Below are 14,766 nucleotides of genomic sequence, written 5' to 3' on the forward strand. Positions count from 1 at the left end.
ATTAAAACGCTTTCTTGATGATTGCATGAAATGCCTCCGTTTCCATTCGAGAGGGTGGATTCAGCCAGATGAATCGATAAAGGTCGCTTCCATTGGGATGCAACGCCTTGAACCCCATCGAGCGGAAGAAGATTTGTGTTCGGACCAAATCATCGGGCACTGCCGCTAGGATCTTGTTGCGTTTACAGGCCTCCACGGATCGTTTGACCCCCTGGACGAGTCGAGTTCCCAGACCGCTCCGTTGATGGTCCGGATCGACTGCGATTCTGTATATGGCGATGTAGTCCCTGGAGTGCCCTAGAATCGAATAGGCTACGACGCAGCCATCCTGACAAAGCACGCATCCGGAGACATGCCCCTCTCTGAGCAATCTGGCGATCTGCTGCAGCGAATATGGTTGGAACGAAGGATGCTTTGAAAAGCGAAACGCCTTACGTTCGATTCTCGCGACTGCCTCGATGTCGGAGCGAAGCATCCATCTCCAGCGAGCTTGGGACTGTGTGGCGTCACGAGGAGCTTCCATTGCTGCCTCCTGCCGCGACGGATCGCGTGATTTCGCGACGATAGATAACAACTTCGGGAGGAGCATCGAAGCTAAGAAGAACTCCCTGGTCATTGAAATTGACGACCCAGATCGTCACATCAATCTTTCCGATCTTCAGGAGAAAGCTTTCTTTGCGGACCCTTTTCACGACCGCAGCAATTTCTCCGTCTCCAGCGGCCGAGTCGTCGACAGCACTGACTTGCAGCAAGACCTCATCGCCGTTCCTGCAGATCAACCTAAGATTGATTCGGATTTCGTCAGCGACCAAGATGATCGACTGACCTACCCTGCGTCTAAGGGATAGCATGACGCCTCCTCCATGTTGGGGACTCTGAAAATCCTGCATCGCCAGTCCTTACGAACTGGCGATGCAGCTTGCAAGTTGCACTCGGTGCAACTAGGAGTTAAGCCCTCAACACGCTTTCGCTAGTCACGCCCGAAACCTATCTTGGCGTGTTGAGGGCAAACCACCGGCAGGACTCGAACCTGCGACCTTCCCCCTCTTCGGCCCTTGGCGCGGCAAAGAATGGGGACGCTCTTCCTTCTGAGCTACGGCAGCGAAACTTCGACGAGACGGAATCCCATCGCACCAAATGGCACCCGAAGTCCGATCGTCTTTTGATTCATGGAACAGACCTGCACCGACGTTCCCCGACTAGCAACGACACAGACTGACTCGCATGATTGCGAGCTCCGCTTTGGTGGTTCGGGCCTCGGTGCGTCTGCAGATCGCATCGCCTCCCGAAAAGCTTTCAGACCGGTCGTTTCTGAGTTGGTGAGCATGTTGAATCTTCGACAATGGAAATCGAAACCAAGCCACCTGCGGGAGTCGAACCCGCGCCGGTCCCAGTAGGAGGAAAGGGACTGCTCTACCGACAGAGCTAAGGCGGCTACCCGATACGAATTGGAGTCATCGGGGCTTGGCCTGATTCAGAAATCGCGTTGACGCGCCCAGTGCGTCGATCGCGATGAGGCAAAGCTCGCGGACCACGCGGCCCAGAAACGAACAAAGCCCGCTGAATCAGATTCAGCGGGCAATGTTCTAAAAGAATTTATTTAGCGATGCAAGGGGAGGTAAAAGATTTTTTTTAGTCCTCGATTTCCTTTGCCCCGGCTTGGAGGATTTCGATTGTCGTGGCGTTCAAAGCCTCCGCGAGCTGATCGCAGGTTCTGAGGGAAGGGTTACCATTCTTCCCGAGCAAGAATTGATTCACCTGCTGAATTGTGCGCCCCCAGCTTTTCGCGAGCTGAGTTTCTGAAATCCCTTTGTGCCCCATCATGACCCGTACACCACGAATGAAGCACTGGGTTGAACTTGAGGGGCTTAGTGCAGTTGACATTTCGATCATCCCCTAAGGATAGCCATCAACATTGAACGAGCAAATCTTCTTCTAGCTAAATTCCGAATCACGTAACTCTTCACCCGACAGGTGGATTTTCCTCGTCATATTCCTCAAGCTGAGTCGCCACGTCCTCATCGTATTCCGTCAATAGGGACCTGTGAAAAACGTGAGAGCGGAAGATGGATTTGTGGTCCGTCCAAAGACACTCGTATAACCCATCGCCAACACTTCGGTTTATTACCATCTCGTAGTTATGAAGGGCTGCTTGGTTCGACTTACCGAACATAACACTCGCACCAGTTTCGAAAGATCTTTCAGAGCACTCGACTTTCGAGTGACTTCGGTCAGTGCGAGCAGTCTTACCTATGTCCGTAGACTTCGAGCTTAGTGGTTTAGAATCTGACACTTAGACGCCTCCGTGCCCAAAGAGGAGCGATTTGAATTGAAGGAGACGGCGTATTCCTTCGCCATAAAAATGACTGCGACTAGCAGAATCCCCACAGCACGAGCGCTTAGAAATTTCTTGGGTAGAAACTTCGCCAAACGTCCAGTCGCGCGTGAACGCGACATACATGCGCATGGATTTCACAAGCATCGAACTCCTTCCTTATTGGATGAAGTGATCGCCATCCTTGAAGCCAGATCGAGAAATGCACCGTCGCCTGACGGTTTTCGAGATTTGGCTGATCACTGATCTATTGGTAAACGGCAGGCGTGTCCTGCCCAGTGAAACGGACAAAATTGGGAAAAACATGTTGAATTCAGTAGTTCTCGAACTACCGTTCTTTTCGCATCCAGATTTATCAGTGCGGCCGAGAGGAATCGAACCTCCAAGGGATTGCTCCCACTAGCCCCTCAAGCTAGCGCGTCTGCCAGTTTCGCCACGGCCGCAATGGATTGCTACAATATCGACGAAGTTTAAAGCCTATCCGAGCTTCGTCAAGCCATCTTCGAAACCTGGCGAAATACTTTGCATGCCGCTTCAATCTCCGTCTTCGTTACATCCAAATGAGTTACCAACCGGACGCTCTGCGGTCCAAATGCCATGACCCTTACCCCGTGCTCCAAACATCGATCGGCAAAATCCTTAGCACTCCCCCATTCCTGCTCGATTCGGAAAATCACGATATTCGTGTCTGGAACCGGGTCCAAAAGTTGAAAGAACGGAATTCCAGCAATGGATTCGGCGAGCATCGCGGCGTGATGATGATCTTCGACGAGCCGCTCGATGTGGTGATCGAGCGCGTGAAGTGCCGCCGCCGCGAGATACCCGCATTGCCGCATCCCACCCCCAAACAACTTTCTCGCACGTCTTGCTTTTCGGACTAACTCTCTGGTCCCAGCTAGGCAAGACCCCACAGGTGCACCGAGCCCCTTGCTGAAGCAAACGCTGACCGAATCGAATGGTTTCGATAATTCCTCCAGCGTGCAGCCAATCGCGACACTCGCATTCCAGAGCCTTGCACCGTCCAAATGGCACGCGATTCCTTGCTGCTTTGCTTGAGTGCAAATCGCTTCCGTCAGCTCGAGCGGATATACCTTCCCACCTCCTCGATTATGCGTGTTCTCCAAACAAAGTAGTCGAGTCGATACGAGATGGTCGTCTTCGTTGCGCCGAATTCCTGTCAATTGCGAAGCAGCAAGCAATCCTTTCGATCCTTCCAATGTCCGCGCGACAAGTCCACTCAACTGAGCGAATGCTCCTTGCTCGTAGTTGTAAATGTGACTCTGGCTCTCGCAAAGAAACTCGTCACCCGGCGAACAGTGGCATCGCAGCGCAATCTGATTGGTCATCGTTCCGCTGGGCATAAAAATCGCTGCTTCCTTTCCAAGCATCGATGCGATCCTCTCCTGCAATGCGATTACCGTCGGATCGATATCGATCAAGTCGTCCCCTACCTGCGCGGACATCATTGCCTTCAACATCGAGGCTGTTGGTCGCGTTACGGTGTCGCTGCGAAGATCAATCATGGATGATGGTAGTGGATGCAGAAGTAGTGGATGCGATGGCGAACCATCGTGGGGCTTTTGATTGCTACACCGAACAGGCTCGACGTCACGGCTCGATGAATGGGCTCGACGTTTTCTATCAGAGCTCGCGGTTCTGTTCAAGTTTCCAATGTTGTTGGCACTCGGACGTAACGCTGGAAGCCACTCGCATACGTTACAATGCCACGTCTTGATATTGGTTTCGCGTTCAAACGGTTCAACGGCATGCAGAGCCAAACGAACGGCGGGCCAATCGATTCCATCGCGATGCCTACAACCTCGAGTTGAGTTGTCCCTCCTAATTTTCTTCCAACCGTTTTTTATGCAACTTGTGGTGGGATCTGTCCTATGCTTGTCCGCGATGCATTTCGAATTTCGTTTGTTTTTGGGCTGGCATCGTTTTTCGCACTCGGCACCGAAGCGAATGGCGGGGCGGAAATAGCTGTCGTCGCGTTTCCCGGCGCAGAGGGATGGGGAGCCGTTAGTCGAGGTGGGAGAGAAGGCAAAGTGATCGCCGTTACGAATCTCGACGCTTCGGGGCCCGGAAGCCTGGCCGAAGCTTGTCGCACGGAGGGACCTCGCATCGTTGTCTTCCAAGTGAGCGGAGTTATTCGAGGCGACATTCGGATCACCCACCCCAATATCACGATCGCAGGACAGACTGCCCCGGGAGCCGGGATCACGATTGAAGGAGTTGTCTCCAGCTATGACCACGGGGTGCACGACGTGATTTTGAGACACCTGCGGGTGCGTCCTCGCCGCGCAACAGGAGCCGGCGGCGATTGCATCCAACTAGGGGGCCAGGGCCCACGAAAAACTGGCACTTACAACATCATGCTCGACCATCTATCGCTCAGTTGGGGAAACGACGAGATGATCGACCTCTATCATGCGCACCATATCTCCGTCCAATGGTGCACCATAGAACAGTCGGATAACCAAGGGCATGATAAAGGAGAACACAACTACGGAGTTATTTCCGCAGCGGAGGATAGCGGCGCCGTTTCCATTCACCACAATTTGTGGGCGCATCATGCTCGAAGGGTCCCCTGTATGGCACCTTACCGCAAAGATGCTGCAGGCGATTTTTGCAACAACGTGATCTACAACTGCAGGGGTGGCTACACCGACGATGGTCACGGCGATCGCGCGAAAAGTGCTGTCAACCTTCACAAAAACTACTATTGTCGGGGGCCTCAAACGAAGGATAGGATCTATCCCTTTGCTTTATCACCCAAGATGAACTATTTCGTCCACGAGAACTACTTCGAAGATTGGGGCGTCCAAGGGCATCCCAAGTATTGGAAATGGGGAACTCAGCCGGGTAGCGCGCCGAAATGGTTGCAGTTCAACAACAACGGAGGTGAGTTGGATGTTCCGGCTGCTACGCCCCCGATCCAGCTTGTGAGACCGAAGGATGCCTACGAGTTGGTACTCCGCAAAGCAGGCTGCTGGCCTCGAGATCACGTGACCCAACAAACTATTGAAGAGGTCCGATCTCAGACTGGCAGCTGGGGACGCAGCGCTCCCCCGGCACCGAGCGACGATTGGTTCCTACAAGGTCTCGAGAAGGCTGCTCCTCCCCAGGATTCCGATCAAGATGGAATGCCCGACGCTTGGGAACTTCAGCATCGGCTGAATCCTATGGACCCGCTCGATGGCCAACGAGTCGTCTCTCACGGGGAATCGGATGACGACCGCCACGCTGGCTACACCTTTGTAGAGTTCTACCTCAACGAGTTAGCAGATCGATGAACGACGATACCAGCAACACTCCTTTGCAAGAGAGCATTGCCTTCACGATTTGGGTAGATGCAGACGCGGCACCTCGCGAAGTCAAAGAAATTGTTTTCCGCGCTTCCAAAAGGCTGGGTCTTCCAGTCCGTCTCGTCGCTAATCAAAGTATCTTTGCACCACCCTCCGGCGGACGAGTTCAAAGTATCGCCGTTGCGAGTGGTGCGAACATGGCGGATCGTTATATCGTCGACCATGCGTGCCCGGGTGATTTGGTGATCACCGCAGACATCCCCTTAGCCTCCCAACTGGTTGATCGAGAAATATTGGTTTTAGACCCTCGCGGATTGATCCTCGATGCCAATAATGTCCGCAGTCGTCTGGCTGCCAGAGACTTGCTCGATGCGGCGCGTGGGGCGGGGATGGAAGTGTCTGGGCCCTCTCCTTATAGCGCTCAAGACAAAACGGCATTTGCATCCGCCCTCGATCGAATCCTTACCAAAGCAATGCGAAAGAAATCCTAGGAATTGATAACGATGAATTCGAACTCATACCGCTTCCTTAGGTGGCTATATTTGCTTCTGTCGTTCGCAGTACTTCAGAACATGGCCATGCCCCAAAGTGCTGGCGAAGGTGCAAAGCTTCCAAACCTTCCCAAAGTCGAACGCGAATACCGCGGAGTGTGGGTCGCGACCGTTGCAAACATTGATTGGCCGAGCAAACCAGGGTTATCTACTCAAGAGCAACAGCGAGAAGCGATCGAGATATTGAACAAGGTCGCGGAGTTGCGAATGAATGTGGTAGTGCTTCAAGTGCGAACCAGCTGCGATGCGTTGTACGAAAGCAAACTGGAGCCCTGGAGCTACTTTTTGACCGGAAAACAAGGCGCCGCGCCAGATCCCTATTACGACCCATTGGAGTTTTGGATTCACGAAGCGCATCGCCGCGGGTTAGAACTTCATGCATGGTTCAACCCCTTCCGGGCAAAAAACTCGGGACAGACTTATGCCGACAGCTCGAGCCATATCAGCCAAACCAAGCCTCAGCTCGTGAAGCGATATGGGAACGATAAGACGAATTACCTTTGGCTGGACCCAGGTGAGGCAGAGTCACGCGAGCATTCGTTGGCTGTTTTTCTAGACGTACTTCGTCGTTACGATGTCGATGGCATACACATCGATGACTACTTTTACCCCTACCCCGTCGACGATATTCCCTTTCCAGATGATCCTGCTTGGAACGCATACCAATCGGCTGGAGGAAAACTCGCGAGAGACGATTGGCGACGCGATTCCATGAATGCTTTTATCAAGCAACTTTATGGGGAGATCAAAAAGACGAAGCCGCACGTGAAATTTGGAATCAGCCCGTTCGGTATTTGGAAACCCGGGTATCCGGAGAGCGTCGCGGGATTTTCCCAACATGACAAACTGTACGCGGATGCGAAGCTCTGGCTCAATGAAGGATGGTGCGACTACTACACTCCTCAATTGTACTGGTCTATCACGGCCAAACAGCAAAGCTTTCCAGCACTACTCGCTTGGTGGAGCCAAGAAAACCTACAAAATCGTCATCTCGCGCCGGGTCTCTACACGGGCCGCATCGGTGACAAGGGACGTCCTTACTCGCCCGAGCAGATTGAGAACCAAGTCTTTCTCTCCCGATACATGCCGGGCAGCCATGGAGCCATTCACTTCAGCATGAAGGCCTTGATGGGAAATCGAGAAGGGATTAGCGATCGATTACGAGAGAACGCTTACTCGAACGTGGCACTAACGCCCGAATGCAAGTGGATCGATGGGCAAACATTGGAAGCCCCCATGGTTCAAATCGAAAGCCATCCTTCTGACGGTTATCAAGTGACGTGGAAAACATCGAATCCGGATGCGGTCCGGCAATGGTGTGTGTATGTCCTGTACCAGTCAGCCTGGAGGACCACCATCGTCGGGGGCGCGACACGGGACTACCATGTCGATGGCGAAGCAGGGAAGGAACCGCGAGCGATCGCGATCGCTGCAATCAATGGCGCTGGTTTCATGGGGACGCCAAAGATAGTTTCGCTACCTGAGAATTGAACGCGACCTAGCGAGTTCTCTGAATATACATACGGCTGATCGTGGGATCCTTCAGATCGAAATCCTCTCGATTCGCCGGCGGAATGCGACTGTAAGAATCGAGCATCTGTTCTCTTGAAGGTTGACGATTCGGGGCCAAGTTATTGAACAGGATCTGCAGTTGCTCCATCGGCTTCAATCCCGACATCAACACAATGGCGTCATCGGAGAGGTTTGCCATCAAGGGAGCTACCAGCGATGCCTGCCGCTCCTCGTCCCAGTTTCGGATCATGAACATAAAGAATCCATTGATCAGTTTCTTGATGTCTCGCTCGCTGAATCGGTTGTTGCTGGACAGAATAGCAGGCTCTAAATGATTGGCGCTCCAATCGGTGATCGCTTGTTGGTCCGCGTGCGAAAGAGACTGTGTGAAATAGTAGTCCGCAGCCTTGAAATAAATTCGACCCTTCAAATGTTGGATGCGGTCTTCAATGGGCATTCCGTCTAGAGCGCGGCGCTCCGAATTAGCGAGCTGATCCATAACGAGACCAATGAGCCTCACCACTTCTTGAACATCGTTTCCGTTGGGCAGCTCTTCAATTCGATCCTCGAGCTCGCGATACTTTTCAAGCGATTCGGGATTCATGCGTTGAACGATCTCGCGCTCGCTCATCAAATGGGCTTGTTGCACAGGGGTAAGCTGCTCGATCCAGCCCGAAAGTTCTCGAATTCTTACAGGAACGTTGGAAGTAATCCGGTCCGAATAACGTGCCTTCAAGTAGCGAATTGCTACGGACTCCTGGCTGAGCCGTTTGGCAACGTCCAACTCGTTGACGTCCACGAGACCTGAGATATTCGCGATTAGGTTCAAGCGGCGAAGCTCTGCCTGATTGACCAAACCTCTGGCGATCAATCCTGCGGATCCGCCTATCAGGACCGAGGTGGTTAGGAGGATGGGTAACCTGTACCTCCCCCACACTTTGCTCCAAACCATGGCTCTCCAGAAGTCAGTGCGTCCGGATGCATCGGAAACCGAACCAAGGGCATCGTCTGACCCTGGCGATTCCTTAACCTTCTGAATTACATGCTCGATCGTGCTCTGAGTAAATCTCTGATCATGAGGCGTTTCGGGTAAATCATCCAGGAGATCGTAAGCTCGTCGAAGCTCCGCTAAACGCAAACGAAGCGACTCGTCGTGCACGAGCTTCTGTTCAAGTCGATTGGATTCCAATGCAGAGAGTTCACCATCCAAGTAGGCGGTGAGCTGCTCATCGATTTCGTCGGCAAAAGAGGGTTCGAGATTCGGATTCATTCTCGCGATGCCTCGCTACTGGATTGGGGCATTTCGTCGGATTCGACGGAGGTCGCGCCGAGCGGGGAACCGTCAGAAACGTAGGGTTCGAGTAAATTCTTTAAGTTTACTCGGGCTCTGCTCAGCAATGATTTAACCGCCTGCACACTCATTCCCATGGTATCCGAGATTTCCTGGTAACTCATTCCTTCGAATTTGCTTAGCATGATAGCGGTGCGCTGACGCTCTCCCAACGCTTGCAACGCCTGCAAAACAATGTTGGATCTCTCATTGCTTTCCATGGAGCGGGTTGGCTGAAATCCACTAGGAGCAACAGCCATGTTCTCCAGCATAACGCCGGAGGTGGATGTATCCGCTCCTTTGGAAAGCTGATATTCTTTTCGGTGGGAACTGTCTCGAAGGTGATTCGAGGCAATGTTGTGGGCGATACGATAAAGCCAAGTTGTGAATTTGGCGGTGGGAGAATACGTTTTCCGAGCTTTGAAGACTCGAAGGAATACGTCCTGTGCCAAGTCCTCTGCCTGCTGGGGATTGGAAACCCAACCCAGCATAAATCGAATAATCTTCCCTTGGTGCCGGTCAATTAACATTTCGAACGCGACAGCATCATCCTCGCGGACGCGCAGCATCAGACTTACGTCCGGATCGATAGCTGCTGCTTCCGTCGGGTTGGGTTGATCGCTCAAATTGTCTGCTCTTGCAACTGGGGTCTAGCTAGAAACACGGCGAGATCGGAAAAGTTCCTGACGCTCCGAACTAACTTTCTGTGCTCCTATCATAACACCTCGAGGCGGACGGACGAGCAATCCCCCCGTTCGTTCTTTCTTCCGGCGTCCGATTCTCCTGCTACAAGCAAAAAAAGAGGGCCCGGAAAACCCGAGCCCTCATTATGAAAGCAATTGAACGTCTCGGCGTCGATCTACACGCCGAAGGTATCTCCCGATCGGGGAACTCGTCGAAAAGGGGTTAGAACAACCCGCCTCCTCCGAATCCTCCACCACCGCCAAGACCACCCCCACCGCCGAGACCGCCGCCACCGAGACCTCCACCGCCCAATCCACCACCCGCTCCGTTGCCGGTCGTTCCAGTGGAAATATTGAACGTATCCACCGAGATGATGTCGTTGAAACTAGGAGGCTGCAAAAAGCCGATTCGAACGTATCGTCGATCACCTGAAATGACCGCCAGCGGTGTCATGAATGCACCCGACGGGATAACGGTGATCTGTGGCTGGTAACCGACGGCGCCGCGCCCGAAGAACGGCAGTCGACCGTTGTTGAGTCCGCCATTGTTATTCTGGGCTGCCCAATACCTCGCCCAAAAGAGCTCAAGATCGCTGAGCGACCCGGCGTCCGCGTTGTTGTTCGCGCCGGCAGCACCGTTGTTCGGGGCGCCATTGTTGGCTGCATTCCCTGCTTGCTGCGCGAGAATCGCGGCACCCATCGCATTCTTCGCGGTTCTCACCTTTGCCAAATAGGCCTCTTCGATCGGCTGAGATCGATGACCGTTTTTCACGTGGGCAATGACGACCGCCATCGGAGCGGTCGGGCCCATCTCAACGACCTGTTGGATCACCTTTACCTCGGGAGTACCATAATCCGACAAAATGTTGACGGTCACTTTACCACCCGCGACTTCGCCCCAAATCTTCTTGATGATGATCTTGTAGGCTCCTGCATACCCCTGACCGCAAACATACGACTCAGAGTAGCCGTCCTTCGCAGACTTGCCCAAGGACGAACCGTCACCCAAGTGAACTCCTCCCGATGCGGTATGCGAATTCTGTTGATCGCAAACCGTTCCAGCAGGCTCCTCCACCGAGATATCCAAGTCGGCATCCCCGGTCCAAACAACTCGGACAATCAAATCGCGGGTACGTGCATCCTTGAGCTCCTGCTCGAAGGTATACGCGTTCATCGTTTCTTTGTTGTCGGTCATACGGATATAGCAAGCCCTCGCAGTGAGTAGGGCCTTTTCGATCAATGGCAATGCATCATCCGTCCAGCTTTGACGCAGCACGCCAGCCGAAGCCCAACGCATCCCATCCAAGTCTTCGGTATCGGTGGCAATCGCCAGTGCTAGAGAAAGGGCATCCTTGTTCATCGGACTCGAGACATGGACGTCTCGCAGCACCTTCAATGCCTCCTTTTTCATGCCCGCGCCGCTCAGGTACCGAGCGATCTTGATCGCATCCTCCTCTCCCGCGCCATAATCGAGAGCAGACAGGAGAACACGACGGATCGATTGCGGAGAGTACTCGTTGGCTTGCATGGCTGTGCTAAGCGCGTCATACATCCAAGCTGCCGGCAGTGAGCGACGCATCGCCTCGTTGACCGTGTCGATTACTTCTTGGAAGTGACGTGTAGCCTCTTGGGTGTTCCCCGCCTCAATCTCCTTCTTCCCAGCCGTCATCTTCGACAAGACCCACTTGGAGAGCTCGGTTTCAGCAGCCAACTTTACGTTCTCATCGTCAGAAGAAATCTCATCGACGAGTTGAGCGGGCGACTTCGCAGCGGAGGGTGATTTCTGGGTGGTGTCGTTCACGTCGAACATTCCACCTCCCATACCACCCATCCCCATGCCACCCATCCCGCCCATGCCACCACCCATGCCGCCCATGCCGCCCATTCCTCCCATGCCGCCCATTCCACCCATGCCGCCCATACCTCCCATGCCACCGCCCATGCCTCCCATGCCACCCATACCTCCCATCATCCCGCCACCAGCCATGCCGGGAAGAACGGGAATGACAAGGTCACCGACGGGATAAACACGGACAACATTGGCCGAGCTCTGCTTGGTCGTGATACGCATGACTTCGTCTTCAATGACATAAGTCAAATTCAACGGTTCGAGAATCAGCTTGAGAGCTGATCGGAAGGAGACGTCTGAGGCCAACTGGAGAGTGATAGGTTCGTCCAACGAAATCGTTTCTTCCTCCAAAGCCTTTTCATCGGGAACGATCGGAATACCCTGATCGTCCGCGAACCGAGAGAGAACCGCAGAAAGGGGCAGACCGTTAAAGTCCACGTTGACCTTTTCATCCAAAGACCTATAGATCTTGCGCTCGGATTCTTTACCGCCGGACAAATCGATCGAACCATATCGCTCCAGGCGACGACGGCTCAAAGCTTGCCAAACATCGTGCGGTGGATAACGGATAGGTGGTTCGTCGACGAACGGCACCAAGCCCACTTCATTCAAGTAAAGAGAATCGACGAAGGCTTTGTTGCGTTGGTTGATGACGTCTTCGATCAGACGGGCATTTGCTGCCATGTTCGACTCTAAGTTCGTCACCACGTCGATCACCGATTCCCGATCCAACGAGGTGATCTGGGGGGCAACCTCTGTATTCGCTGCGGAGTACATTTGTTGTCGCATCAGCGAATCGTAACGGTCTACCAACTGCTTGATCGTCTCTTCACGCCGTTCGGACTCGGCCAACAGGCGCTGAGTCGCTGACTGCGCGGATCGAACTGCCTCTTCCCGAGCAATCTCTTCCCGTTTGGCCGCCTCAGCGCGCGCCGCCCGCTGAATCGCTTCCGCAACCGACTTCTCAAGCCGAACCCGGCTCCCTGCGTCCAGCTCAGGAGCTCTTCTCACTTGGTCCAGCAACGCCTTTAAGGACAATTTCATGGCGCTGTAATCTGTCGACGGCGCACCCGGCATGCTGGCGCGACGAGCCGAGGCAATCTCCGCCTTGACCTGTGCTTCCAGTTGCTGGGCTGCGACTCTTCGCAACGATTCATCTTCTCGCAAAAGCTCTCCGGCATCAGCAAGCTCATCGTAGGCTACACCGGGAGCGCCCAGCATACTGCCAGCATCCGAACTCAACGCCGGAGCAGGAGCAGGAGCCGGTTCCGCTGGAACGACAGGAGTCGATGGCGGGACAACATTCGATGGCGGAGCCGCTGACTTGTCGTCTTCGAAAGGGTCCTGGGCTGGCTGCGTCGCCGGTGCACCAAACGGATCGTCTCCAGCCTGGAACGCGATAAACTTCACAATCTTCGGCCTGGCGCTCGGCGCCTTCACGGGCTTCTCTTTCGGAAGCTCGGCCCCCTTCGATGCGTCGCTCGAAGCTGCGGGGCGTCTCGCAGGATTATCCGTCGACTCCATCGCCATCGCGGCGTCCAAAACGTTTTTAGCACTGAGGCTGTTCGGCGAACGCTTCAATGCCTCGGTCGCAATCGCAATCGCCGACTCGCGATCCCCGCTCCCCAACGCATATCGGGCGTCTTTCACCAATTCTTCCGAACTGGACATCAAAACACTTCCCAAGGACTTCAACGCGTCCGAGCCCGCCGTCGGCAAAAGCAATCCACCGTCCAGTCGAGCCTTCTCAACCACCTTCGGAAGAAAAGCTAAGTCGGGATTGAGCCCCTCGGTTTGAACCGACCAGTCCAACCCTACTTCTTTGCCTGCGATGACGCCTCGCAAAGACACTCGACCCTCGGCTGTCGGTCCCTTTAGCGTTCCAACCAAAATCGAATCCCTGTCAGTTCGCAACGGAGGGACCATCTCGGGATACGCTACCTCGATCGAATCGGGCCAAGTCGCATCGCTGGGCCAAAACACGGGAGCCGTGCACTCTTTCGCCAATTGCACCGCCATCTGCTGATTGGAAGCGCCCGCAATATTGCGATGGACGTGAACCATACCACCCGTGTGATTCGCAATCGTCGCCAAAAACTCCACATCGGCGTCCGGCCCAATCGCCATCGCGTTCACCGTTGTTCGGGTCTCTCGCAACGTCCGAATCAACGACTCAAATCCCTTCGGCTCCAACAAATTACAACGATGGAACCCGTCCCCTATGTACAAAATACTCGCGTCGTTCCCCTCGCCTAACACCTCGCGCGCCTTCGACAACGCTGCCACCAAATCGGTCGTCCCCAATGGAACAGTCTGCTTCAGCTTTTCAATTCCCGAAGCGATCTCCGCACTCCCGGGAGCACCCACCCCCAACACGGACGGTTCGATGTCACAACCTAACAACGCGACCACCGATGCGTCCGACAAACCTGCCAAAATTCGCTCGGCAAGCTCCAGCGAATCGCTGCGGTAGGTCCCGCTCTGCGACGCCGATGTGTCGACTACCACCGCAACACGCTTCGCTTTGCCCGGTACCGCTTCCAACTGAGAAGTCGTCAAACTCAACGCAAAATGAGTCTGCCCACGATCCTCAAAAGTCAGCATGCGTGAACTCTGATCCGCTGCCAACGCCGAACAGCTCCAAAGAAGCCCGACGCCGAGCAAAAGAGCTCGATTCATACCCAGAAACAGTCGCATAACGATTCGCTCCAAACCGGCTCGAATGGATGAGAAGAAATTGGTCCAACTACCGTCTAATCGTATTTCTCGCCAAGGCCGGATGCCATTAAAAACATCGCAATTCCCTAACAAAACAGCCCCAACCCTAAGCCGATCTTCCGCGATCGACCTCCGGTTGACGCATTCTTTAGACGCTTGAACACCCCCTCCGATCCCCATGTCGCTGCCAAGCCGCGTCGTGACAGGGCCAAGCCCCGGCGAGGCGGGATGGTCAAGCCAAAAGGAACTGCGGAATAAGGGTGCTCTAGGAAGCTACTGCGTATTCCGTTCCAAAAATGGAAAATCTGGGGAGAAAGTTCGGCTGCCCACCAAAAACCACTTGGAAAACCGAAGAGGGGATTTGCAAGCCCCGCGGAGGAAAGATTGAAGGCTCGTTTTGCTGCTGTTGATTGTGCGGGGTGTTGCAATATCGTACGCGGGAATGGCCGGCGATTTCGGAAAAGTCGGCAACTTCTGCCT

At 54.1% G+C, this 14,766-nt stretch carries 10 protein-coding genes and 3 tRNA genes; 3 read left to right on the forward strand and 10 right to left on the reverse strand.

The window, feature by feature from the left end; translation table 11 throughout:
- Position 1: 1 nt before the first annotated feature.
- The 7 genes from VN12_RS15930 to VN12_RS15960 all read right to left on the reverse strand — a co-directional run bounded on the left by VN12_RS15930 (position 2) and on the right by VN12_RS15960 (position 3,858).
- A complete protein-coding gene (locus VN12_RS15930; RefSeq protein WP_168164455.1) occupies positions 2-523 on the reverse strand; it encodes a GNAT family N-acetyltransferase in 522 nt (173 codons plus the stop codon).
- Entirely contained in the window at positions 507-851 is a 345-nt protein-coding gene (locus tag VN12_RS15935; RefSeq protein WP_168164456.1) for a carbon storage regulator, read from the reverse strand. The genes VN12_RS15930 and VN12_RS15935 overlap by 17 nt, the downstream gene beginning before the upstream one ends.
- Before the next feature lie 158 nt (positions 852-1,009).
- A tRNA-OTHER gene (locus VN12_RS15940) sits at positions 1,010-1,103 on the reverse strand.
- A gap of 255 nt (positions 1,104-1,358) precedes the next feature.
- Positions 1,359-1,435 (reverse strand) — tRNA-OTHER (locus tag VN12_RS15945).
- Between the two features lie 197 nt (positions 1,436-1,632).
- Entirely contained in the window at positions 1,633-1,884 is a 252-nt protein-coding gene (locus tag VN12_RS15950) for a helix-turn-helix domain-containing protein (RefSeq protein ID WP_146677769.1), read from the reverse strand.
- A gap of 810 nt (positions 1,885-2,694) precedes the next feature.
- A tRNA-Leu gene (locus VN12_RS15955) sits at positions 2,695-2,778 on the reverse strand.
- Positions 2,779-2,826: 48 nt separating this feature from the next.
- Positions 2,827-3,858, reverse strand: a complete 1,032-nt coding sequence (locus VN12_RS15960; RefSeq protein ID WP_146677770.1) for a threonine aldolase family protein — start codon at positions 3,856-3,858, stop codon at positions 2,827-2,829.
- A 366-nt stretch (positions 3,859-4,224) separates the two neighbouring features.
- Between VN12_RS15960 and VN12_RS15965 the strand changes: the two genes are divergently transcribed.
- From VN12_RS15965 to VN12_RS15975, 3 genes are read left to right on the forward strand one after another with little or no spacing between them, the layout of a single operon-like run.
- A complete protein-coding gene (locus VN12_RS15965) occupies positions 4,225-5,631 on the forward strand; it encodes a polysaccharide lyase family 1 protein (RefSeq protein WP_146677771.1) in 1,407 nt (468 codons plus the stop codon).
- Positions 5,628-6,134, forward strand: a complete 507-nt coding sequence (locus tag VN12_RS15970) for a YaiI/YqxD family protein (protein ID WP_146677772.1) — start codon at positions 5,628-5,630, stop codon at positions 6,132-6,134. Before VN12_RS15965 ends, VN12_RS15970 begins: the two co-directional genes overlap by 4 nt.
- Positions 6,135-6,146: 12 nt before the next feature.
- The gene (locus VN12_RS15975; RefSeq protein ID WP_146677773.1) at positions 6,147-7,685 is read left to right on the forward strand and encodes a glycoside hydrolase family 10 protein; all 1,539 of its coding nucleotides are present in this window, start codon (positions 6,147-6,149) and stop codon (positions 7,683-7,685) included.
- A 7-nt stretch (positions 7,686-7,692) separates the two neighbouring features.
- Here the strand turns inward: VN12_RS15975 and VN12_RS15980 are convergent, their stop codons facing one another.
- From VN12_RS15980 to VN12_RS25895, 3 genes are all read right to left on the reverse strand, one after another.
- Complete coding sequence (locus VN12_RS15980; RefSeq protein WP_146677774.1) at positions 7,693-8,976, reverse strand: zf-HC2 domain-containing protein; 1,284 nt, start codon at positions 8,974-8,976, stop codon at positions 7,693-7,695.
- Positions 8,973-9,662, reverse strand: a complete 690-nt coding sequence (locus VN12_RS15985; RefSeq protein WP_240491164.1) for an RNA polymerase sigma factor — start codon at positions 9,660-9,662, stop codon at positions 8,973-8,975. The genes VN12_RS15980 and VN12_RS15985 overlap by 4 nt, the downstream gene beginning before the upstream one ends.
- 280 nt (positions 9,663-9,942) lie before the next feature.
- Positions 9,943-14,265 carry a vWA domain-containing protein gene (locus tag VN12_RS25895; protein WP_168164457.1) on the reverse strand — a complete coding sequence of 1,441 codons (4,323 nt, stop codon included), beginning with the start codon at positions 14,263-14,265 and terminating at the stop codon, positions 9,943-9,945.
- Positions 14,266-14,766: the final 501 nt, after the last annotated feature.

The organism is Pirellula sp. SH-Sr6A, assembly GCF_001610875.1.
Taxonomy (GTDB): domain Bacteria; phylum Planctomycetota; class Planctomycetia; order Pirellulales; family Pirellulaceae; genus JBKCUI01.